Here is a 22,747-nt window from a genome sequence, read left to right as displayed (position 1 = left end):
GCGATAGGGGGTTACATACATTGAGGAGGAAAATTTAATGACAGACAAACAGTTGGACAAAACGCTTAATATCGGTTCAGAAATTCGGTTAGCAGAGGGTATCAAAAAACACGTGAAGATCGGGACGATTGCATTGATCCGTCAGGTTCGTGAAGAGATGGACGGTGTAGCACACAAGTTTTCCTTTTCGATAGGCCGGAAAAAATGGGAGGCTACTGAAGACCGGGAAGCGGTTGACTGGCCTAAAGTAGAGGAAACGTACAAAAAGGCATTTAACCTTGTTCTGGTTGAGGAATAACGGAAAAAGAGTACGAACAGATTGACCAGGACGGTATTGCAGAACTGGACAACCTGTTAGACCGATTTCTATTCTGAGTCGTTTCCTCCAGATCAAGATTCAGATGATGATGAATCGGAGGGGCCTAGCGCCGCCGAGGATGATCATGAAACGGATTGGTTAGAACTTTGGGCTTTAAGCGTGAGTAATGGTATTTCAGATTCAGAATGGCCTAATATGACCATACCAAAGATTAGAGCGCTCATGAAAGCCAAGAACAGAAACCGGGAATTCGAAATCATTCTCCACGGTGGTAAGGTGGAAAATAAAAAGCCGAAGAAGGTCAAGTCATTATCTGATCTTGGCTTCTTCGCAAAGTAAAATATCATTATTTTAAGAGGCATCCGCAATTACGCAGGATGCCTCTTTTTCTATATTCAGGGCAGGAAAAGTTTCCTGAACTCCTATGAGAGGTGAACAAAGTGGCGGATTTAAGTAAAGATGTAGTAGGCGCACGGATAAGCTTGGATACAACCAAGATACTACCCGCTTTCAAGGTGATCGACAATGGAGCAAGGGCGAATGCTGAATCCTTCAAAGTATTGAATGCTGAGTTGGGTGCAAGTGAAAAGAATTTTAAGTCTCTTGCCAGTAGTGCGGATAAATTTGCTTTAAGTGCAGAGGACAGGAGAAAGAAGATACTCGCTGAATCCGAAGCGCTTGTAAAGCAGCGTACAGCACAGGCTGAATTAATTACTGCTCGGAAGAATCAATTGGATCAGTCCAATAAGATAACCGAAGAGAAGCTTAGAGCACAGCAGGCCATTGTAAAAAAGCGTGAAGACGCAATAGAACAACAGGAACGCGAACACCTGAAGCGTATGGAGGCTTTGCAGAATAAAGCTTCATTGACAGGTCAGAGATCGGCAAAGGCCTCAGGGGCTGGGACTGACGACAGGACGCGTGAACGTGTCTTAATGGAAGAACAGTCCATACGGATGAAGATATCTCAACTGGCAGAGAAAGAAGCACAGCAGGCACGTAAGAACGCACAAGATTACGAAAAGTTTTGGATGAATGCATTACGTGCCAGGGAGCAAAAAGAGGCACAAGTTCGTGAGAAAGTCCTTCAGGAAGAACAGAAGATCCGGCGCTCTTTAAGCCAAACTGAAGCGCAAATGAAGCAGACTTTTAATACAACTCCTAACTGGATTAGCCGAGTAGGTGATATGGCTACCCATGCCCTTGTATTTAATACAGCATATGCAGCTCTGCATAAAACACAGGAGGTCCTTAAAGAGGGATTAGTCGATATTGAATCCAATATGGCAGGGTACATCCAGACAAATGAGCATTACTTTTTAGAATATAACGAAGGCACCAAAGAAATGGTCATGAACACTGAAAAGTTACATGACCAGACAACCAAATTCATTCGCACGGCCCACGACCTGGGAAGTGAGATCATGGACGTTACCGAGTCTGCTCGTTTATGGGGACGGATGTATAAGGATGCAGGTGTGGTACAGGAAATGGTGCGTAAATCGACTATGTTATCAACTGTCGATTTGGTTTCTCTTGAAGGAGCGACCAAAAGCATGGAGTCCACATTTGCCCAATATGGGGTGCAGATTAAAAATAGTAATGACGCTATGGTGCTGGGTGGACGCGTATTGGATTCCTGGTCCAAGGTTGCCCATGACACGATGGCACCAGCGAAGGATTTGGGGGCTGCTTTCGAACGGACAGGTAAGATAGCGGCAGAAACAGGCGTAAGCTTCGATTTCATGAATGGTCTTATCTCAGCCGGTGTACGTAATACAGCGCTCTCTGGAGAAAATCTAGGCAACATGTGGAAGACCGTCCTGGGTACAATCCGTACAGATAAAGCCGTTGCAGAGATTGAACGATTGGGAGTTGCAACAAAGGAAGTCGTTAACGGACAGGAACAGTGGAGACGAGCAGAAGATATCCTACTGGACTTATCCACCAAAGTAATCGACAAAAACTATGACCTTACGAAATCATACGCTGATATTTCACGTGGTGTATATCAATATGCTAAATTAGCCGCTTCTCTAAATGCTGGAGACATTCTACTTGGTACAGCAGCCTCTATTGGTTCAACTGGATCTACAATGGAGTACCTCAAAGTCCAGATGGATACCATTCAGCGTAAAGCTGCTCAAACTAAGGCTTCTTTGCTTGAGATATTTAATAATGCAGGCGACGATGGCTTGAGAAGAACAATCAAGGATGTATTGGATGCAATTGACCAACTACTTATTGGGCTTACAAAAGTTCCTTCCGGCGTATTTGAGGGAACGGCAGCAATTGGTGGTCTACTGCTTGCCTATAAATCTCTGAGCGGACCAGTAATGAATGTAATTGCTGCTGTAAAAGTATTGACGGCTGCAAAGGCTGCGGAAACGGCCGCTATTGGCGCTAATACGGTAGCTAACAACGTTAATATCGTTTCCTCGCAAGGAGCAACTCTTTCGACAGTTCAAAGAGTTGCCGCTACCGAAGGAGCTACAGTAGCACAAGGAGCTTTAACGGTAGCAACCGAGGGAGCTACCGTTGCGACAAAGTCATTGTCTGTTGCTCAAGCCACAGCTACTGTGACAACAGCAGCCGCTACAGCAGGATTAAGTTTACTTGTTGGCGCAATTGCACTGGTTGCGATGAATAGTGGTAAAGAAGAGAAGGCTGCACGTGATAGAATACAGAGTTTAAAAGATGAGGACTCAGCATCGCAACAGATGGTTAGTCAGTATCAAAGACAAATCGAACTGTTACCTAAACTTGCAAGTGCACACCGTTCTCTCGAACAGTCGCTAAAGCTCAGTACTGGATCGGCAGAAAAGGAAACTCAAGTAAAGAAGCAACTCGAAGAAGTGTCCAAAGCTTTAGTCATCACTTTAGGAAAAGAAGGGGCAAAACAGCTTGAATCTGCGGGTTATACAGATGAAGCCGTACAGATACAAGTGAATGCTTTAAACGACCTCATAGATAAGCAGAATGAAGCTCGGAAAAACGTACTAAAAGATCAGCAATCACAATTACTCGACCAACAAAAACAGAAGATAAATGAGATTACAGAAGCTACTAAAGAACTAGAGCGAGTAAAGAATATTATCGCTAATCCAATCGGCAATTTTTTAGGGACAGGTGAATTCAAGGAAGATGCTGCAAAACTAGAAGAAAAGATTAAATCTTTAGAGCAAGAAAACAATAAGCTTACACTGGCTTTAACGGAAGTAGGAGTTTCATTAGGACAGGCAGCTGTAGAAACTGATCAATTTGCTGGTAAAGCAGGTACAGCAGCCGAAAGTGTTAAAGCTCAAGAAGAAGCTCTTGCTGATTTAAGAGAGCAAATTCAAGGGAATGGTACTGCTGTTTCAGAAATGAATAATATACTAAACGATCTTACAAAGGGGCAATCCATGAATGCTGCTGCCGCGGCAGATCTAATTTTAAAATATCCTCAACTGGCAGCGGAAATATATAAGACAAGTGATGGATGGAAATTTGAAAAAGACGCTGTGGAAGTTCTCCGAAAAGCAAAAATCCAGAAAGCAATCGACGATTTGAAATCCGAGAAAGCTTCAGCATTCAACACAAAAGTGTCTACTGATGAACGTTTAAAAGCTTATAGCATTGAAGCAGAAGCTATTAGAAATTTAGCTCAATTAAAAGCTGCTCTCAATGGTGTAATGGCTCAGAGTTCGTTGGAGGTTGCGAAAAGACAAACTGAACTTAATAGCATGACAGGCATTAGATCAGTCTTAAACGCTCCTTTTAAGAATCAACTTGATGTTGATAAGAAAAAACTGGATAACAAAAAAAAGCTTGATGAAATATACACTGAATATGAAAATCAAGCAAAATCCTTTGATACTCGGATTAACGCTTTATCGAAGCTATACAAAGACCCTAAATTTGGAGTTAGCGATTCATCAAGCAAAGAGAAAAAAGGAAGAAAAGGAAAGAGTGATGCAGAAAAATCGGCTGAAAAAGCTGCTAAAGAAGCTGCGGATGCTCGCAAGGATTCCTACAGCGATGATATGGACAACTTCAAATACATCGCAGAACGTAATGAATGGTCTATAGACCAGCAAATAGCTGGGTACAAACGACTGGCTCAACGACATAAGCAGTACCTATTGGAAGATAAGGATGCAATGAAGCAATGGAGCCGCGATGTTCAGAAACTAAATGACTCCAGGTTTCAGGAAGATGTTGAGAATCTTGAGCGAAGAACCGAGCGAATGCGGCAGGCTAATAAACAGGAAATTGAGATGGTTAAAACCAGCCTGGATTTCTACAAGAAGGAGCAAAGTATAAATTATCTGCTTCCTGCTAACCGTAGAGAGATTGCCAAACAAATCTATGATTTAACCACCAAATACAATGAGCTTCGCTATCAAAACAGTGAGAAGTGGATTGATAAAGAAACTTCCAAAATGGAAATGGCAGGGCAAACCCAAATTTCTATTCTGAAAATGGAATATGATGCTTATATGCGTATGAGTAAGGCAAAGGATCGTACTGCCGAACAAAGTTTTGAGTTGCAGCAGAAGATTTATGAGAAACGTAAAGCTCTGGAAGATGAATTCCTGTCCGACTTCCAAAAACGAATCAATTACCAAAAGAGTATGGAAGCCGTATCTGTTTCCGATCAGCTCAATTTATGGACAAAAATGCAGGCTCTTTATAAAGAAGGATCAGAACAACGGATGGAAATTGATGTACAGGTCCATGATTTGAAGAAGCAACTTTTGGAAGATCAGAAGAAGGCTGCTACCGAAGCTGCCAAAAAGGAAAAGGAAGTACTTGAAAAGACTCGGGATGAGGAAGTAAAGCGCATTGAGGCGGAACGGGATGCTTTTATCGAGGCTCAGGACGCTAAAATTAAGGCCATAGATGACTTGCTCGCCAAAATGCAAACAGCTAACGAAGACGAGGATTATGAACGTGCAATGGCGGAGAAACAAGCGCGCCTTGCCCTGCTACAATCTGCTGTCGGTCCCGAAGGTATTGCCGAACGGAAACAGACTGAAAAAGATATCGAAGATATGCAGCGGGAACATAACCGGACGCTTGCTAAGCGTGGACTGGAGGATCAGAAGAAGAAGCTCCAAGACGAGAAGGCTGAACGGGAAAAGGACTACAATGACCAGATTGAAGCTGCCAAACAGCATTATGATCAGCTTGCTGAGAAATACGATGAGTATTCAGACGGAGTTGAATCTAAAGCTGAAGATTTGAAAAATACCCAAATCTCAAAAGAAACCGAGAAGAACTCGGAGATTTTGCGTCAGTTGGACCAGTTTATTGCTGATTATCACGCTAAAATGGCTGAAATTAATGCTACCTCATTGTCTGCATCCTTTGATACAGGTTCCTCAATATCCGAAAAGGACAGCGATTTGGCGAGATACAATTCTAATATTGATAAATGGTATTCGGCAGGCGCTGCTGAGAAGGCCAAGCTGCACGAGGAAAATGCCGCTCTGCGGAATAAGTATGGCATTAAGAAGGATACAGGGAAACTTCAAAAATTCCATTCTGGCGGGATCGTTCAAGGCCAGAAGGGAGCAGAGGTACCCGTCATTGCTCGAGAAGGGGAAATGTATTTGAATGGTCAACAACAGAGTAACTTGTGGAAAATTATCAATTTTAAGATGCCGAAACTTAATTTCTCCATGCCAGACTTCTCTATGCCAATGGCTTCGGGCGGTTCAAATCCGCAGCAAATCAGCAACCAGTTCATAATAAAATCAGGCGATACTTATATTGAAGATGAATCTGCAGCAAAGGTTTTCTGGAGCGAACGAGATAACCTAGTGCGGAGGTTGCAAGCGAGGGGAGGTAAGTCTTCATGATCGACGCAACGGCAGATGGAAAGTCTTTTAAATCCATTGGTTTGGGGTTGAAAAAGCACAATATACCCGTGCTACCGCCTACGAAAGATCATTCTCTGGAAATAGCTGAGCGTGATGGGGAATTGGATTTTGGCAGCACTTACGGAGCGCGAACAATCAATCTTGAATGCGTCCTAATGGCTGATGATACAACCCTTGATTACCATAGGAGAGTCGCCCAAGTGGCGGCTCTTTTTAATGCCAAAAAAGGGGATATCGTATTCACGTTTTCGGACTTACCAGGAAGGCGATATATCGGACGATATGCCGGAACATTGGATATCGAAAAAATACTTTGGGATGGAGAACTGACTATCCCGATTAAGATGGGTGAGCATCCGTTTCCAGAGTCGGAGGAGAACATAAAAGAGATAATTATCACACAGTCTCCACAAACAGTGCCAGTTATTTCTACAGGGGATGAACGGGCGAGTCCTGTAATAGTTCTTACCAACATCGGAAACAACGACATACGGAATTTTCGTATTGCGAACGAGTATCAAGTAGAATAGGAGGTCTTTATATTGGCAGACATATTACTAAGTAAGTCGAACTGGTGGAAAACAGCCTGTATTAATGCGGCCTTGCGGGGGATTAACTTTGCTTCTCCTCAAACGCTTTACATTGCCCTATACACCAGTAGTCCAACCGATGCGGATACAGGGCAGGAGGTAAGCGGCGGAGGCTATACGCGCCGTGCTGTGACGTTCTCAGAACCAGTTATAGCGGATCGTAGGGCCGTTACTTCCAGCGTGGGGGATGTCTCTTTTCCTATCGCTGGAGCAGATTGGGGATTGATAACACACATAGGCATTCGGACAGCAGCAACCGGGGGCAATCTTGTCTATCACGGTGCAGTCAAAACACCGCGCACGGTCCAGACGAATGACACACTTCGGTTTCTGGCCGGGCAAATAAAAGTAGACGAAGGGTAGGTGTGAAGCGTGGAAAAAATGTATCCACCAGTGGTGAACTCTCCTAAAACAGAGTTGACTGAATTGATTACGGACAAACAAACAGAAATTACTGTTGCAAATGCGTCTGTACTGCTTCAAGGCGAAGGTATTGCCGTTTTAGGCAATGGAGATGCAGCAGAGACGATTACGTATACAAGTGTGGAAGATAACGTGTTGAAAGGCTGTGTACGCGGTTTTGAAGGTGTTGCCCGTGCGTGGCCTGTTGGTACACGCATCGCCCGTAATTTCACGGCAGCGGACTGGAGAGCAGCTATAAACAATATCCAGGCTTTGCATGAGGAAGCAAGTTCGGAATCTCGCAAACCCATTACATTACAACCAGGTGTCCAAATCGTAAAAACGGACAAACAGGCTGTATTTAATTTAGCAGGACTAACAGGTAAAACGGTAATCGACTATGAAGGTCAAAAAGGCCTATTAGGTGTTCGTAACCCCTATGTAGTTCGGTATGGAGAAAATCTAATCCCACCGTTTTACGAGTGGACACTTAGCCCTCGTGCTAAGGTGATTAACCCATACAAACTAGAAACGATAGCTACCGTATCAACGGATTTGTCGAGTATTGACGTTGCTGCTGTCGCAGGCAAGACATATACGTTTTCCGCTAGGGTGAATGGAAGGATTACTATAGTTGAATTGGATTCTGCTGGTGTTGAATCTAACGTGTACAGAACGGACGACAACGAAAATCGGGTTGTCACAGTAACATTCGCGACCAAGACAACAACTACGAGAGTTAGGGTTTACACCACAAACACAGGAGCAGGAACGTTCACGCTTGAAAATCCTATGCTCAATATCGGCAGCACAGCCAAGCCATTCAAACCGCGAGAGGACTCTATGTTGGCGCTACAAACAGACCTATACGCCGATCCAGTTACAGGGGCTAATGCAGATACAGTGTTTGAGCGTGACGGACAATACTTCAAAGCTAAAAAGTGGCAAGGGCTGATACTTGATGGTAACAGAGCGTGGGTGATCGGTGACGCAGCTGCTGGTGTTGGAGTCAGACAGGTAAAAGTGGTAGGTCTAGCGGCTGGCGCTGTGGCTGCAAGTGGTATTGCGACGAAGTTTGACGGTAAGATAGTACCTCAAGGGAGTACAGGAAATACAGCCGACACAAACGCAGTCACCGCAACCGGAGACGTTTATATAGCTATTCCTGTTGCAGACAGCGGATGGGGAGACAATTATTCACCTACTCAGGACGATATCAGAGCCTACTTTTTTGGGTATAAGGCGTATGATGCAAACACCATTACTCCTGCCACTGCTCAAGCAGCCACAACGGCGACATGGACAGGTACAGGAACTAAATATTGGGTACAACGAGTTGGAGCGGCTAATTTTACCCAATCCGCACCGCAAGCATCCTATGCAGGATACACGCCTTACAAACTCGTATACCAACTTGCAATGCCTACTGTTGAGCCTATCGTTAGCGAAGGGCTGTTATCTTTTATTGAGGGCGATAATCAGATTGAAGTAGGTACGGGGATTGTGTTGCGCGAGCGAATTGATCCGTATCAGGAACCCAATAAATACTGGAACATAAATAACGCAAACTACGCCGCCTCGAATTTGCTTAGGTATAAAACTTCCCGAATACTGGTGGTGTACAGAAACAACAAAAATGACAGTAGTTCGTGGAATATTACGAATAGTCAGGTTACAACTGCGGGGGCACTAGCTCAACAGAGTGATTCAAAACACGATATAACAGCCGCCTACAGCGTCACGTACATGATGCTTGATTCATCACCAGTCGTACCATTCACAGGCAGCTACGCAGCCAACGAAAAAATGCTACTTGCGGACTTGGTAGACAGTGTACAGCAGAATACAGCGCGTGTGAGCGTGCTGGAGAATAAGAAGGCGAATAAGGATGTTCCCGCATGGATTGCTCCAACTTTGTTAAACAGTACAACAAATACAAGCAGCGGTGAACAAGCCGTACAGTACGTCAAAACTTCAGACGGACAGGTCTTAATCCGAGGCGTAATGACGGTTACAGCGCTCAATTTGGAGGCGTTTAGATTACCTACAGGATACCGTCCAACAAAAGGTATGAGGTTTGTTGTGTCCGCTAATGGCGCATTTGGACAGGTCGTAATCGGGACAGATGGGGCAGTCAAACTTAGCGTTGGGTCGCTGTCCGTAATCGACCTAAGCGGTATTACATTCCAAGCCGAACTATAAAGGAGGGTAATGCATGAAAGCAGTACCGAGAATAAATACAGACGGCTTCTATATTGAGGACGAGCTAGTGGACGATGCCTTTTCGGGTGTCGTTCCTTTTTATGAACAGCCAGAGACGATTATATCTGATGGTGACGAGATCGAGAAGCCTGAGCCAGTTGTAGCAGGGTATATCGTTGGCGTTCCTTTCCCAGAAGGTTTTGGTGCATACGTGACAGATGGTAAGGCGTTCCGCTTTAACTTGGAAGCATTGCAATGGGAAGAAGGTCTTACAGTTGAAGAGATAGCGGAGCTTACCCAACCCATGGATCAAGAGCAAGATACATCGGTATTACTTGGTCAGCAGCTTGCAGAGTTGAAGATTCAAGCCATACAGCAGACGCAGTTTATTGCCAGTATGGGGGCGGAATTGGCAGCTACAAAATTGGAACTAATCAATTTGAAGGGAGCGGATAGCAAATGACTTTTTGGAAAACTGCTTTTGTACAGCGTTGGATAACGGCAGAGAAGTTAAAGGGTGCAGTCAAAACGGAGGACAATCCTTTCGGGGAGATCACACCGGAAGAATACAAGACCATTACAGGCTTGGACTTTGCGTAGGAAAAGTTTCCTTAGCAAGTTAGGAGGACGCTATGTTTAATGGTGGATTTAATAGCCTTGGTTTTAATACAGGAGATGTAGAAGGGAACATTATTGACCTTTCTGCATCTCTTTCTGGTTCCGGGCAAATGTACTCACGGAAGGTGGAGACAGCTGGAGCAGAAAACGATAATGCGTTTAATCTCATGTCGTTTAATGTTGACGAACCTGATACCGTAACGGAATACATTTTGGAATTTGTTTTGGATATGACTGCCGCTGCGGAGTTGTCCGGTGAAGGTAAGGCGCAGGCTGATTTTGTCCGTGAATATGCCTTGGAAGCCGTTCCTATGTCTGGCGAGGGACGCATAACTAACGCAGAATACGTTCGAGAAATTCTGATGCAAGCAGTACCCATGTCTGGGGAAGGAAGGATATCGGCGGAACTGTCAAAATTCCATACCGACTATATTGAATTCACAGATGTGTTCAGACCAGGAGAGGTAATTGTCATTGACTCAGGAAAATTCAAAATAACGAGAAACGGTCAGAATGTTTCCCATCTGTATAATGGAGACTTTTTCGATCTGAATCTCGGAAACAACAACCTGACCTGGACTGACCCAGAGACAGGCCGGACGGTTTTGTTCCGTATTACACACCGAGATAAATTCTTATATTAAGAGAGGTGGACTATGCCTACTCCAACTATGCAAGTATTTGATAAAAACATGAGACGCGTTGGTACGCTGGTGGACTCTTATGACATTCAGCGGCGGCGCAGGATTAACAGTGACTATGAATTAACCTTTATGGTTCCAATGACCTCAGAGGATTACCGTGAAAAGATAGCAATCAAGGGCCACGTTCGGGATGAGCGTGGCCAATTTTATGTCATTCAGTCTCGTAGTCGATCACGAGAAGGAAAAAAGCTGACTGCAAATATCTACTGTAATCACATTATGTTCAAGCTCAATGATTACAAGTTTCCGTATGCTTCATACATTGCTGAAGCCTATGGTATCCATATCAACCAGCTTACAGACCTGATTACAGCTGCAACAGGTGGGAGATTCAAATTCGTTATCCACGACACATTCGATTTGCATGATGTCAAAGACTTTGGGCGCGGGACGTGCTTGGAAGCTCTCAATAAGATCGTTCAAATGTATGAATGTGAAGTGGAGCCGGATAACTTTACGATCAACTTGAGAAAAAAGATCGGGACTGACAGCGGATTACAGTACCGGCTTAAAAAGAATATCGTATCTAGTTCCTTCAAAGACAAAGGTGAATCACTTGTGACACGTATGTTCGCTCAAATGAAGGATGGACGGACATTCATAGGTATGGATGCGTCCAAACTGACGGACGAGGAACGGAGCTTGCTTTCCGGTGTACCGGGAACGATTGTAAACGGGAAGCTGGCAGTTAACTATTTAATTTCTCCTTATGCTCAATATTGGACCAGTGATTCCGTACCATTCTATGATGGTGAAATCATAGAGCAGGATATTGAAGAACCTGAAGAGCTACTTAAGGCTACTCGGAAGGCTCTCAGGGAGCAAGAGAACGTAACGTTAGAAGTTACTGTATCGACAGCAGACCTATTTAAAATCGACAATACAGAGCCAGAACCACATTTAGGTGACACAGTAATGTGCATTGACCCGGCTATGGATATGAACAAACTCAAAGCTCGAATCACAGAGCTTACAGAGTATCCGTATAGCCGAGACAAACACAGTGAACCTACGATATCCAATGTCAATTTACGAGACTATGCGGATATCATCAGTGACTTGGAGAGAAGCAAGAATATTGTTAATAACTCATTTAGTAACGGAAAGATCCGTACAGAAGTTTTTGAAGCCTATGCCAAACAAGCTGTCATTGATATCAACAATAGTAAAACGGAATTGATTTATCCACCAGAAGGCGGGATCTTGGCTCAAGAAAAGACAAATCCATTGGAACAAGTACGTCTGACCTCAAAAGGGATAGGCATATCAACAGATGGATGGAAAACGATCCGTGCTGCTATAACCGCTCGTGGAGTATTGGCAGAACAGATTATTGGACAACTTGGTAGCTTCGTTTCTTTAGTTATTGGTAGTGGTAATAACGTAACCAAAATCAATACCGACGGAATTAGTGCCGGAAACGATGACTATACTATTGCACCGTTCAAAGTAGATATGCAGGGGAATGTTGTTGCCAGGTCAATCAAGCTTACGGGCCAAATTGACAACTCAGAAATGAAATCGAGCGAGATCAAGGCTAGCACAATAAGAACCAGTAAACTTTACGGGAATGAAATAGAAGGAGGTATTATTACAGGGGCCTTATTCCGTACAGCCAAGGAAGGCAGACGAATAGAGATAAACTCCAATGGCTTGACTGCTTATAACTCAAGAGGCGGAGAGTCTATTTCATTAGGTCAGTATAATGATGGTGGCGGGTTGCTGTTTATGGATAATGGAAGTCCGAGAGGAAGCATCTATGGAGATTCAGAAGGTTTTCGTATAGGCAACATGGGACCTATTATTATTAGATCAGTTGATGATGCTACTTTTTTAAAAGGCCCTGTAGATTTCTCTGAGGCATTCGTGAGTGGTCTTGACCTTAAGCCGGGGAATATCGAAGGACTTGAGGATACAATTAGCAGTTTCCGTAATGAAATAGCTGAAATTCGTGGAGATTTGTTTAATGGCTTAATTGTTAATGCGACATTTGATCCAAGTTCCAGGAATCTAAAACTGTTCAGTCGTGGTAGAACGGTTGCAACAGTCAATATACCTGCTGGCGGAAGTACAAGTAGCTTGACAACATAATGTTTACTGCACCTTCTATGGATGGTAATATTAGGACATATATACTACATAGGAGGTTATAATGATGAAAAAATGGTCATATTTGCTCATTGGTCTGTTGATCGGTGTGGTTTTTGCTACGACTGGAAACGCATTTGCGGATCAAATTAAATCTATGGTTGGGCAGACAGTGGCAGGAGAGTATAGTGTAAAGGTTAATGGTAATTCCCTGTCTGAAAACGCGATAGTCGTTGATGGAAAAGCACATGTTCCGCTTCGCGCTGTCACCGACTCTTTAGGGGCGAGTTTAAAAGTGGATGGTAAAACAATTCAAATTGAATCGTCGGATAATTCTTCTTTAAAACAAACTGATAATATGGCACAGTCTGTTTCGAATAAATACCAAGGGTGGCCTATTTCTAAGTTAGAAGATAGAAAATCAGAGCTTGAAAAATTTGTGACTGATAGCGAAAAGGATAAAGAGAGCATGCTAAAATCTCTCGAAAAATATAGTAAAATTAAGACTGAATATTCAGGAAATGAAAAGCTGATGGAAAAGCTAGATTCCGAAACAAAAGATACTGAAGAACGCATAAAGGCAGCAGAAAACAATATAGCTAAATACAAATCTGACTTAGCCGAAGTAAATGCTGCCCTCACGAAGTAATTCATGAACAAAAAGATAAAACAGGCATGGATTATTTTGACGGTTGTTGTTGGGCTTTTTATTGTAGTATGCGTTTCATCTTTTCTATCGGATAACAAGGAACAGGATGAAGCATCTGTACCTGTAATTAATAATCATTGGTACTACGAATTTACAGATGATCAAATACAAGCGGCAATAAATAAAGGGCTAGAGAGTGATCGTAGTGATATGTTTCAAGAGGAATCTAGCAGAATAATCAAGGTTCATGAAAACAATTTGTTAGAAATGAAAGAAAATCCACCATTAGTATATTTCTACACACCAACATATCAAATCATAAGAAGAGCATATGAGGACTCTCAAAAGATGGATATGCCTTCAGTCAGTGATGTAAGACGAGATAACATAAACGAAAATTTCTTGTACTTCTCTATTGATGTAGGTATGGATAGGGAAGACGCTTACCAGAATTTCCATGCTGTCTTAAGACAGGGAGATGTCACATTACAGCCTGTAGGTGGTAAATTAGCCAGATTAGACAGTCCATCTACAAAGATTTTTTCTCCTGGTGAGGGCCAAGCGAAATACACTAAGGAAGTTATTGCTCCTTTTATGATTGACGATAAGATTAATCTAAAAGAGCCGTTATATTTAACATTCATCTATTCAGGTAAGAATGATACTGCAACTTATGAAATCATCCCTTCACAACAAAGATGAAGAAAACGGTTAATCCGTAGTAAATAAGTAATCAAATACAAATACAATACAAGTATGAAAGCCTCTGATAAATCAGGGGCTTATTTTGCGTCTTGAGGGGGTGACGAAACCCATGGCAAAGATAAAATCTACTTTAGATATACAACTGGATCTAACCAGACCTGTTGAGGATTTGACTGAGGTTATTTCTGCTGTAATTGCTTCACAGCCAGCACGACGGAAAGAAATACTTATAGGTTTGGATATGGCAGTAGGAAATGCATTAGCAGAGATTCAGACCCAAGAAGAATACGAGAAAGTAGACGAAGATAGCTCAGGAAAAGTTTCCTGAATAGAGAGACGGGGGAGACCGATGGACGACAGATTAACACAAATCATAAAAGGGGCGGCGGCGGGGTTTGGGGCGGTTGCTGGCTACCTGTTTGGAGGCTGGAACATCATGATACATTTGCTTTTTATGTTCGTAATTGTGGACTGGTTAACTGGGTGGATAGCTGCATGGATTCGCGGAGAGTTGCGAAGCCGGATAGGTTATCACGGCATAGCAAGAAAGGTCGTAATTTTCTTGATTGTGGTGATAGCGCACTTCATAGATGTGGCGTTGGGGAACTTACACTATTTTCAAGATGCGGTCATTTTCTTTTATTTGGCTAACGAATTGCTATCAGTCATTGAAAATGTAGGTCGCATGGGTGTACCGATGCCGGATGTACTCAGGAATGCGGTCAAGATTTTTGAGTCACGTTCACAAGTGCCACCTAATCCAAATATGCCAGAGCAAAATCCGGAAGACAAAGACCAGCAGAAGCCTGCTGTATAAGGGGAGAACAAGAATGCAAGCGAGGAAAAAGGGTAATGCAAAGGGGATCGACGTATCCCGTTATCAAGGAAAGATTGACTGGAAGGCGGTCAAGGCTGGCGATATTTCATTTGCCTTCATCAAAGCCAGCCAGGGGCAACGTTACGTTGATCCTACATTTACCGCGAATGCAAAAGGAGCCAGAGCAGCCGGGGTATTGCTGGGCGCATACCATTTTGTAGACGCAACCAGCGTTGATGCAGCCAAAGCAGAAGCGCGGCATTTTGCCGAGGTATTGGAACAGGTAGGCGGAGGGAAAACGCTAGACTTGCCGCCTGTAATGGACTATGAAAACAATCCCAGCAAGCTGTCTAAAACACTTATTAGTGCTGTAGCGTTAGCCTTTCTTTTGGAATTGGAACGCCTGACTGGACGAAAGCCGATCATTTACACGGGTAATGCCTTTGCCGGCAATTTTAATGCCTCATTAGGCGGTTACCCACTATGGATAGCCCGGTATAGTGAAACGCGCGTACCGAGCGATACAGTGACGTGGAAACGCTGGGATATTTGGCAGTACAGCGATAGCGGTAAGGTAGCTGGGATAATAGGGAACGTGGATATGAATGAGTATGATGGTACAGCGGACGAACTGCACGAACGGTTCACAAAAGGGTCTGAGCAGCCGGAGACAGTCGCGTTCGGTTCATTAGTCGTAAATGGCAAACAGACAGGGAAGATGCTGCTCTTTGATGGCAGGACATATGTACCGCTGAGGGTGCTTGCTAATGTCTTGGGTCTGTCGTGTCATTGGGATACCAGTCTCAAGGTCGCTTATTTAAATGGAGCCAAGCTGCAATTTATCCAACTGGTCGAAGGAGTGGCATACGTGCAGCTCAGACCCGTTGCGAAGGCATACGGCGCTGTAGTGTCCTGGGATTCAAAAAATAAAATCGCATCGTTGAAAACGAAAGGGGATAAATAATCATGCAAACAATTATCGAAACTGTGCAGCCTTATGTAAATACCATTGTCACAGCCGCTGCGGGTGTGCTTACAGCGTTTATATTAGGAGGTCTGAACAAACTCAAGACTAAAGTTAACGTGTGGTTAGAGGCGCGTACAACGGCAGCACAGAGGGAAGTAATTCATAAGATCGCTGGGGAAGGATTTGCTTTTGCTCAGACAGCTTTTAAGCAGGCAGGGGGAGAACGTAAGCTTCAGGAGGCTTTGCAATATACTACATTGCAATTGGCAGAACAGGGCATTACTGTATCGGCAGTAGAGATTCGATCCGCGATAGAAAAGGCATATTTGGAGTACAACTCCAAAACGAAGGCAATCGTTACAGAATCACAACCAAACGAAGAAGCTACTCAAGCGGCTGCTAAGGAGGCAGTATCTTCTCTTGCTGCTAAGGTGTCAGAGATACTTACACAGGCTACTGGCTTGGAAGTTACAACAAAAGTGGAGTCGGTAACAGTGCAAGATACATCTCCAGCAGAACGGGCAACCGTAGCGGGTTTAGCAATGGAATAAATGACTAGATTTATATAGAGATATTGTATATAATTATGTATGGGGAACAAATGTTCTCTATAAAGAACATTTGTTCCAATTGCCAAACGTTCCATAATCAGGGATCATAGAACTATATTTTAGTTGAATTTGACCTTGAATATAGGAATGGAGAATCAATTATGGAAATAAAGTTCGATTTTTTTAAGATATCACATGAAGAAAAGGACAAAACCTTAGATTCTGTTTTAAATGAAATCAGTGAATTAAGCTTAGAAGCAAGAATAAGAAATATATATAAGATCCCCAATCGAGTTCATGATTTAATGAAGAGTTCTGACAGATGGTTTGGATCATTCATGAAGATCCGCATGAGTAACGAGACATTGCCTGAAAAAGCGAAGTTGAATGGAGATATTGAACCCATTAATTTTGAAGAGGATCAAGGTCTGGGGGAAAAAGTTGGATTCCTATATGATCCAGACCATAAAATCCTTGTTTTACAAAGAAGTCGCTACAGTATAGGAGCTGGAGGAGCAAAATATTATTTTGAAAGAATTGGAAAATTCACTTTCCATATGGAACCAATAATCCAAGAAAACGCACTCCAAAGACTAAAACACAAGGATAATATCAGGAGATTTGAATTGAAAATGGTTCGACCACCTGGGAAGATTCAAAAGGAAATAAAAGGAGTGAGCGCGTCTAAAGCGCTTGATTTAATTGATGAGTTTGATTCTTACTATATAGATATTAAGTTTGGTTTCGATAATACTAAACTTAATAAGGGAAAGGTGCTTAATAAACAAGCAATTGTTAATTTGGCAAATAAAATTATTGGAGCTGAAGTAGAAGATGTAGAAAAATTTCGAGTTTATGGCGATGAAAGGGATGTAGAAAAATATAACTTTGTTGATTTAATTAAAGACCGAATAGTTGAAATAGCCCAGGCGAATGTACAAAGAGACAACAGGATGACATTCACTTGGATGAACGATCTTTTAAACACAGCTTATGAAACGAGAAGAAGGGAAATAATATTACAATACTTTGAGGAGGAATGATTGGAATGTTCCTCGAAAAAAACATACATTACATCATTGCTGGTTTAATGACTGGGCTAGTTTGCTTTTTAGGAATTGAACCTAATAGGTTTTTAAATTTCAAAGATATTTTGGCTTCTTCCATTAACGTTTCGGCAATTACAGCTGGATTTCTAGCTACTGCAATGTCACTGTTGATCACTCTAACAAACGAAACTGTAATCCAGAGATTGAGGGACTTTGGTCTTTATATTCACCTTATTAATTACTTGAAATCTGCAATAGGCTGGACATTTTTCATAGCAATTGTTTCTGCTGCTTGCTTGTTTATTGATGGTAATGGAAATACTAAATATATTTTTTTTCTTATTTGGATTTTTTTCTGTGTCGCTGGAGCTGTGTCAGTAATAAGAGTAGTTAATATTCTTTCGAAAATTTTAGATAAAATGAGTGGTTGATGAAGTGTCTGTGTTTATTTTTTTATTCCTCCTGTTTAACTGTATGATCATCAAATATAACAGTAACACCTTTGTGTATTGAAATTTTTAATTCTATTTTAGAATGATTAACCGTAACACTTGATGTAAAAGCTCTAATAACCTTAATTGGTTGGTAGGGCTTTTTGACATTTTTTCTTAGTTTGCTTTATAATTATTATTGTCGACCAAAACTATGCTCCTATAAGCTTGGAAAAGGAGCAAACAATGGACAAACGTTTGTATAAATTATCTTTGTTTTTAATTAGTAGCGGAGTAGCAGTTATACTTATGATAATTGCTGCATTCAGCTTTATATTGTATTTATTGGTGTAGGATTAAAAGATTTGGTGCAACCAGTAGTTATTTATACCTTAAGTTAGTTGAGTTTGGATTAAAGAAAATAATTAAATAATAAGATTAGACTTTTAGGGGTGTTTTGGTCGGCTCCCTAATGGGGGCTGATCATGGCACCTTATAAACAAATATAATTAACTAATCGATTAGATAGTTGCAAAAAGAACTCTACTGGCCTTAATAGGTCGTTAGAGTTCTTTTTGTTTAAGGAATTATCAAGTCAAACACCGAATAGCTAATTAAGGGGATCAGCATAATCTATATATAGTATTTACAGAATCACCCAAACCAATTATACTGATAACAACACATACGGAAGCACCGTTGTGCAATCCGAAAGCATCGGTGATACCCTGCTGGCATAGGCTGGTGGGGTATTTTTCTTTTTTTAGTCGAATAGTAGTGGTTCTTATTGACTAATTCATTTAACGCTGTAATACTACTTTGTAGGGAATATAAGTAAATAGTAGGGGTGGTTTTTCGGGTGGCTGACTTATCTCAAGAGGACTTATTAGGACAAATTAAAGAAATAAGACTGGAACTTGAAAAAAAAGAGAAAAAAGTAACGTGTTATTTAAGAAGATCTTATAAAATCGAGAAGATGCTCATTCAGGATGGGCTTAACCCGGAGAATTTATTAAAATTACAATACAAAATAATTAAATTGAAAAGAGCATTTAATGATACGGACGGTCATAAAAAGAGAGTGTTGATTTATTCATTAATTGGCCTAATCTTCCTTTACGGCTTCGTGGCTGCTGGATTAAATCATGTTCCGATTCAACCAAACAAATCCCAAGCAATCAAGATAAACGAATTAACAGGAGTTTTGATTAATCTGCTATTATTTATCACAGTCGGTGCTATAGGCGGAATCACTTATTCATTGGTGAACGAATTCTATAAGCATTATAAAACAGTTTATGATGCAGCCTTTAGGATGTTACTAGCTATAATGTTTCCTGTGGTCTTCATTTGTTTGTTCAAATTTGATCAGAATGGAATTGCTAGCGTGTATGCACTGAATATGCTCTTTTTTGCATGTGGATTTAGTACGGAATTTTTATTGCTATTATTCAATAAAATAGTAAACACTGCCAAAAAAGCAGTTGGTATTGATCCTGAGAAGGACCAAGAAGCATTCGTTAAACTTCAATCAATAAACCAAAATCTTTCTTCATTAAATTACAAATTAGACTACAACCAAAATACTAATCAAAAAAATAATATCTCGGAAGTATGAGGTGATAATATTTGTATAAGATATTACATACAGATACTGAGTTTTTAACGGCAGCCTTGGTAGGCTCCCGAGTATATGTAGTATCCTCATTAGATAATAATACGGTAGAAATTATAGACTACGGTGGTCCAGTTGAGAGATATACACCGGAGTCGGTTAAGATTAACGGATCTTATTTCTTCCGTAATCAGTTTGAATTTAGAGTAGATGTGAAAAAGGACTCCGCTGGTATGTAACCAGTATGGAGTCCTTTGTTGTCTTTTATTTAGTTGAATACTCACTTACTTCAAACGTGAGTATTTTGTTGAATATTACATAGTCATTGCGACTGCTAAAAGGACCTATGTTATTCTTATGTTTATTGATTGCGTAGGAAGCTGTACCTGTACCCGCTTGTTTAGCCTCATACCAGGCAATAAAATCGTTGACTTCATTCATACTCAGGTCGAACTCTTTTTCAAGACCAGTATCCATAGTGACAACTAAGATTGCGCGTTCACCGGTTGGCTGTTCTGGGCCCGGAGTAGGTGTGGGGTCGGGTGTAGGTGTAGGATCTGGAGTTGACCCTGGATCTTTACTATAAAAGAAGTCGAGTTCGCTAATATTAATGTCTTCGCCACTAAGCGTATACAAAGTGACGAATCTAACACGTTCTAACAATTTTTCATTTGGAAGCTTCGTCAGTTCTCCATTACCAACGTTGGTTTCTAATTGGTCTATATAGCCCGTGTCTCGGTCGTAGAAACTAATTCTTAAACTTTTATAATCACTTTTAAGCTTATATGAATCAATAGTTCTATCTGTACCTAAATCAATCATAATCATCTTGTCTTTAGGAAGTAAGTAGCTTGTTTCTTCATTGTTATCTGTTATAAGCGTTGTATTTGCTTTGCTTACATGTGGTCTTCCTATAAAATAAGTATTAGGTACCATTGCAACTACATTTTTTCCGTTGGCATACCCTCCAGTATAGGCACTCACTGAGGAGAGTGGGATAAATATAGTGATAAGTAAGGTGAAGCACAAAATTAGATTGAGTTTTCTTTTCATGATGAATCCCCTTTTTGTATTATTTGCTTAGTAAGCATACAAAAGTGAAATAGGAATGTCTAAACATTTATGTCTATATATTCAAAATAAAGTTTAATAGTGGATTTTAATTTCTAGTCTCACTAGTTTACTTTAAGTGAAAGTTCTTTTTTGTTTTGCGACAAGCTATGCGATACTTCGACATGTCTCCCAATATAGTATTGAGAAGATTTAAATACTATGGAGGTGTCTTATGATAAAAGTGATCGCAAAAGGATTAATCGTATTTTTATTAGCTGCTATTTTTTCCGTTCAGGGTGTTTATGCTGAACCGGCAGTAATCAACCAACAAGCAGCTGGGTATACGTTGGAGTTCCCAAGTTCACGTTACCCTGAAACCGGGGCGCATATTAGAGATGCAATAGCAGCAGGACATTCTGCGGTATGTACGATTGATCGGGATGGGGCAGAGGAGAATAGAAAGGAATCTTTAAAGGGTTATCCGACTAAAAAAGGATATGACCGTGATGAATGGCCAATGGCAATGTGTGCTGAAGGCGGGGCAGGTGCCGATATTCGATACATAACTCCTAGTGATAATAGGGGAGCAGGATCATGGGTAAGTCATCAGTTAGATAAGTATGCTGATGGTACAAAGGTAAGATTCATAGTGAAATAAAGACAAGGACTCAACTAGTGTGGAAGCTGGTATGAGTCCTTTTTAATGTCCAATAAAAAATAAATATGCAAATATTTAGATTATATTTATAGATAAGCAAGTTTATGTTTAGACAGACTTTTAAGAATGACTTATCTTCGTAATAGTTCAATATATTGCAGGAGGAGATCAAGTGATAAGTAAAATTAAAGTATTATGGAGTATTTTATTTGCAGTGATAGTGTTCATGAATATGTCAGCTATAGAGGTAAAAGCAGAAGCTGTAAGCGATGAATGGTCGATTAAAACGACTATAGAAAATCCTAAGGCGGTAAGTGCTGTTTCTGAATTGAATGGTAAGATATATATGTTCGGTGGTTCTTCAGGATCAAACCCTTATAAGGATGTACAAATTTATGATCCGAAAAATAATACATTGGCCTCAGGAAGTAGCATGCCTACGGCTCGTGCTGCAGCAACTTCCGTTGTTTATGGAAATGATATTTATGTTATTGGTGGCTACACAGGTAATGCTTTTAGCTGGACAGGAGGCTCCTCAGTAAATAATGTTGAAGTTTACAATACCCAGACAGATACATGGAGCGTTAAAAAAGCTATGCCGCAAGCTTTAGGTTCGTTGACAAGTGTTTTGTATAAGGGAAAGATTTATGTGTTTGGTGGGATGACAACAAATACACTTTCAGTTGCTACTGTCCAAGTATACGATCCAGCTTCCGACAGCTGGTCAACTAAGAAACCTATACCGAATACAATTCATGGGTCCTCTGCAGTTGTACATAAGGACAAAATCTATCTTGTAGCAGGTAGACATATTGATAATAGTTCGAATGTTTCACTAAACACATTTCTTGAATATGATGCCGATAACGATAACTGGTCAACTAAGCCCAATCTTCTGACAGCACGTGGAGGGGCCCAAGCTGTCATTTATTCCAATAAAGTATTTGCTGTTGCTGGAAAAACTGAAGCAGGTGGACGTAGTTATGAACTTAATACAGTAGAATCCTTTGATTTTGAACAGAATAAATGGTCTCCTGAAGCTAGTTTAAAGCAAGCCAGAAGCGGGGCAGGGGCTATAACATTAGGTGGGCAGATTTACGTTATCGGAGGAAGTCAGAGCACATTATCTAATTCTCCGGTTAATACTATAGAAGTATTCGGAAAGATTGATAGTTCCACACCAGCTCCCGAACCAACCGATCCATCTCAACCAACTGGGGACCGTGCAATCCTTGTAGTCACTATGACAACTGGTTTGGAAAAGGAATTTGACCTAAGCATGAAAGAGGTCAATGACTTTATTGGATGGTACGAAGGTAAGCAGGCTGGTTCCGGAACGGCTTCATATGCAATTAATAAGCACGATAATAATAAAGGTCCATTTAGCAGCCGAAAGGATTATATGCTATATGATCGTATTCTAACGTTTGAAGTAAGTGAATATTCTAAATAAAGCAATCCC

The 22,747-nt window shown here is 41.3% G+C and carries 22 protein-coding genes; 21 read left to right on the top strand and 1 reads right to left on the bottom strand.

Translation table 11 applies throughout. The features are described from left to right. The first annotated feature begins 37 nt into the window (after positions 1-37). The 19 genes from OIU26_RS00655 (at position 38) to OIU26_RS00565 (ending at position 19,813) form a co-directional block, all read left to right on the top strand. The gene (locus OIU26_RS00655; RefSeq protein WP_264215673.1) at positions 38-298 is read left to right on the top strand and encodes a hypothetical protein; all 261 of its coding nucleotides are present in this window, start codon (positions 38-40) and stop codon (positions 296-298) included. 452 nt (positions 299-750) lie between these two features. Further along, complete coding sequence (locus OIU26_RS00650; protein WP_264215672.1) at positions 751-6,165, top strand: phage tail tape measure protein; 5,415 nt, start codon at positions 751-753, stop codon at positions 6,163-6,165. Further along, positions 6,162-6,716: a phage tail family protein gene (locus tag OIU26_RS00645; RefSeq protein WP_264215671.1), complete on the top strand. Its 555-nt coding sequence runs from the start codon at positions 6,162-6,164 to the stop codon at positions 6,714-6,716. The genes OIU26_RS00650 and OIU26_RS00645 overlap by 4 nt, the downstream gene beginning before the upstream one ends. Positions 6,717-6,728: 12 nt before the next feature. Further along, positions 6,729-7,139 (top strand): phage tail fiber protein, encoded by a 411-nt coding sequence (locus tag OIU26_RS00640; protein WP_137078672.1) that lies wholly within the window; start codon positions 6,729-6,731, stop codon positions 7,137-7,139. Between the two features lie 18 nt (positions 7,140-7,157). After that, positions 7,158-9,380, top strand: coding sequence for a hypothetical protein (locus OIU26_RS00635; RefSeq protein ID WP_264216245.1), 2,223 nt, complete (start codon positions 7,158-7,160; stop codon positions 9,378-9,380). 13 nt (positions 9,381-9,393) lie between these two features. Next, positions 9,394-9,843, top strand: coding sequence for a hypothetical protein (locus OIU26_RS00630; RefSeq protein ID WP_264215670.1), 450 nt, complete (start codon positions 9,394-9,396; stop codon positions 9,841-9,843). Beyond that, positions 9,840-9,980 carry an XkdX family protein gene (locus OIU26_RS00625; protein WP_264215669.1) on the top strand — a complete coding sequence of 47 codons (141 nt, stop codon included), beginning with the start codon at positions 9,840-9,842 and terminating at the stop codon, positions 9,978-9,980. Before OIU26_RS00630 ends, OIU26_RS00625 begins: the two co-directional genes overlap by 4 nt. 32 nt (positions 9,981-10,012) lie before the next feature. Beyond that, a complete protein-coding gene (locus OIU26_RS00620) occupies positions 10,013-10,642 on the top strand; it encodes a phage distal tail protein (protein ID WP_264215668.1) in 630 nt (209 codons plus the stop codon). 12 nt (positions 10,643-10,654) lie between these two features. After that, complete coding sequence (locus OIU26_RS00615; protein WP_436449009.1) at positions 10,655-12,793, top strand: phage tail protein; 2,139 nt, start codon at positions 10,655-10,657, stop codon at positions 12,791-12,793. Between the two features lie 61 nt (positions 12,794-12,854). Further along, positions 12,855-13,439, top strand: a complete 585-nt coding sequence (locus OIU26_RS00610) for a 2,' 3'-cyclic nucleotide 2'-phosphodiesterase (protein WP_264215666.1) — start codon at positions 12,855-12,857, stop codon at positions 13,437-13,439. A gap of 3 nt (positions 13,440-13,442) precedes the next feature. Beyond that, positions 13,443-14,141, top strand: a complete 699-nt coding sequence (locus OIU26_RS00605; RefSeq protein WP_264215665.1) for a hypothetical protein — start codon at positions 13,443-13,445, stop codon at positions 14,139-14,141. 112 nt (positions 14,142-14,253) lie between these two features. Then, positions 14,254-14,472 carry a hypothetical protein gene (locus OIU26_RS00600; protein ID WP_264215664.1) on the top strand — a complete coding sequence of 73 codons (219 nt, stop codon included), beginning with the start codon at positions 14,254-14,256 and terminating at the stop codon, positions 14,470-14,472. 21 nt (positions 14,473-14,493) lie between these two features. After that, positions 14,494-14,961, top strand: a complete 468-nt coding sequence (locus OIU26_RS00595; protein ID WP_264215663.1) for a phage holin family protein — start codon at positions 14,494-14,496, stop codon at positions 14,959-14,961. Between the two features lie 13 nt (positions 14,962-14,974). Next, on the top strand, positions 14,975-15,925 hold the full coding sequence (locus OIU26_RS00590) for a GH25 family lysozyme (RefSeq protein ID WP_264215662.1): 951 nt from the start codon (positions 14,975-14,977) through the stop codon (positions 15,923-15,925). Positions 15,926-15,927: 2 nt separating this feature from the next. Then, the gene (locus OIU26_RS00585; protein WP_264215661.1) at positions 15,928-16,479 is read left to right on the top strand and encodes a phage holin, LLH family; all 552 of its coding nucleotides are present in this window, start codon (positions 15,928-15,930) and stop codon (positions 16,477-16,479) included. A 161-nt stretch (positions 16,480-16,640) separates the two neighbouring features. Then, a complete protein-coding gene (locus OIU26_RS00580; RefSeq protein WP_264215660.1) occupies positions 16,641-17,522 on the top strand; it encodes a DUF6731 family protein in 882 nt (293 codons plus the stop codon). Between the two features lie 5 nt (positions 17,523-17,527). After that, a complete protein-coding gene (locus OIU26_RS00575) occupies positions 17,528-17,959 on the top strand; it encodes a hypothetical protein (RefSeq protein WP_264215659.1) in 432 nt (143 codons plus the stop codon). Between the two features lie 859 nt (positions 17,960-18,818). After that, positions 18,819-19,577, top strand: a complete 759-nt coding sequence (locus tag OIU26_RS00570) for a hypothetical protein (protein WP_264215658.1) — start codon at positions 18,819-18,821, stop codon at positions 19,575-19,577. Positions 19,578-19,588: 11 nt separating this feature from the next. After that, the gene (locus tag OIU26_RS00565; RefSeq protein ID WP_264215657.1) at positions 19,589-19,813 is read left to right on the top strand and encodes a hypothetical protein; all 225 of its coding nucleotides are present in this window, start codon (positions 19,589-19,591) and stop codon (positions 19,811-19,813) included. 25 nt (positions 19,814-19,838) lie between these two features. Here OIU26_RS00565 and OIU26_RS00560 read toward each other — a convergent pair whose 3' ends face one another. After that, positions 19,839-20,627, bottom strand: a complete 789-nt coding sequence (locus OIU26_RS00560; protein WP_264215656.1) for a hypothetical protein — start codon at positions 20,625-20,627, stop codon at positions 19,839-19,841. Positions 20,628-20,859: 232 nt separating this feature from the next. Between OIU26_RS00560 and OIU26_RS00555 the strand changes: the two genes are divergently transcribed. Both OIU26_RS00555 and OIU26_RS00550 read left to right on the top strand, forming a co-directional pair. Then, positions 20,860-21,285 carry a NucA/NucB deoxyribonuclease domain-containing protein gene (locus OIU26_RS00555; protein WP_436449008.1) on the top strand — a complete coding sequence of 142 codons (426 nt, stop codon included), beginning with the start codon at positions 20,860-20,862 and terminating at the stop codon, positions 21,283-21,285. A gap of 172 nt (positions 21,286-21,457) precedes the next feature. After that, entirely contained in the window at positions 21,458-22,738 is a 1,281-nt protein-coding gene (locus OIU26_RS00550) for a kelch-like protein (RefSeq protein ID WP_264215655.1), read from the top strand. The last annotated feature ends 9 nt before the right edge of the window (positions 22,739-22,747 follow it).

This window comes from Paenibacillus sp. BT-177, from assembly GCF_025846815.2.
Lineage (GTDB): Bacteria > Bacillota > Bacilli > Paenibacillales > Paenibacillaceae > Paenibacillus > Paenibacillus polymyxa_C.
Note: the sequence above shows the minus strand (reverse complement) of the source record. Positions and strands in the feature narration are given on the sequence as shown.

Bases quoted from the DNA above. Each gene is read 5' to 3' on its own strand.
- OIU26_RS00655 (WP_264215673.1), top strand. From the start codon at position 38: ATGACAGACAAACAGTTGGACAAAACGCTTAATATCGGTTCAGAAATT.
- OIU26_RS00645 (WP_264215671.1), top strand. From the start codon at position 6,162: ATGATCGACGCAACGGCAGATGGAAAGTCTTTTAAATCCATTGGTTTG.
- OIU26_RS00635 (WP_264216245.1), top strand. From the start codon at position 7,158: ATGTATCCACCAGTGGTGAACTCTCCTAAAACAGAGTTGACTGAATTG.
- OIU26_RS00630 (WP_264215670.1), top strand. From the start codon at position 9,394: ATGAAAGCAGTACCGAGAATAAATACAGACGGCTTCTATATTGAGGAC.
- OIU26_RS00625 (WP_264215669.1), top strand. From the start codon at position 9,840: ATGACTTTTTGGAAAACTGCTTTTGTACAGCGTTGGATAACGGCAGAG.
- OIU26_RS00620 (WP_264215668.1), top strand. From the start codon at position 10,013: ATGTTTAATGGTGGATTTAATAGCCTTGGTTTTAATACAGGAGATGTA.
- OIU26_RS00615 (WP_436449009.1), top strand. From the start codon at position 10,655: ATGCCTACTCCAACTATGCAAGTATTTGATAAAAACATGAGACGCGTT.
- OIU26_RS00610 (WP_264215666.1), top strand. From the start codon at position 12,855: ATGATGAAAAAATGGTCATATTTGCTCATTGGTCTGTTGATCGGTGTG.
- OIU26_RS00605 (WP_264215665.1), top strand. From the start codon at position 13,443: ATGAACAAAAAGATAAAACAGGCATGGATTATTTTGACGGTTGTTGTT.
- OIU26_RS00600 (WP_264215664.1), top strand. From the start codon at position 14,254: ATGGCAAAGATAAAATCTACTTTAGATATACAACTGGATCTAACCAGA.
- OIU26_RS00595 (WP_264215663.1), top strand. From the start codon at position 14,494: ATGGACGACAGATTAACACAAATCATAAAAGGGGCGGCGGCGGGGTTT.
- OIU26_RS00590 (WP_264215662.1), top strand. From the start codon at position 14,975: ATGCAAGCGAGGAAAAAGGGTAATGCAAAGGGGATCGACGTATCCCGT.
- OIU26_RS00585 (WP_264215661.1), top strand. From the start codon at position 15,928: ATGCAAACAATTATCGAAACTGTGCAGCCTTATGTAAATACCATTGTC.
- OIU26_RS00580 (WP_264215660.1), top strand. From the start codon at position 16,641: ATGGAAATAAAGTTCGATTTTTTTAAGATATCACATGAAGAAAAGGAC.
- OIU26_RS00575 (WP_264215659.1), top strand. From the start codon at position 17,528: ATGTTCCTCGAAAAAAACATACATTACATCATTGCTGGTTTAATGACT.
- OIU26_RS00560 (WP_264215656.1), bottom strand. From the start codon at position 20,627: ATGAAAAGAAAACTCAATCTAATTTTGTGCTTCACCTTACTTATCACT.
- OIU26_RS00555 (WP_436449008.1), top strand. From the start codon at position 20,860: ATGATAAAAGTGATCGCAAAAGGATTAATCGTATTTTTATTAGCTGCT.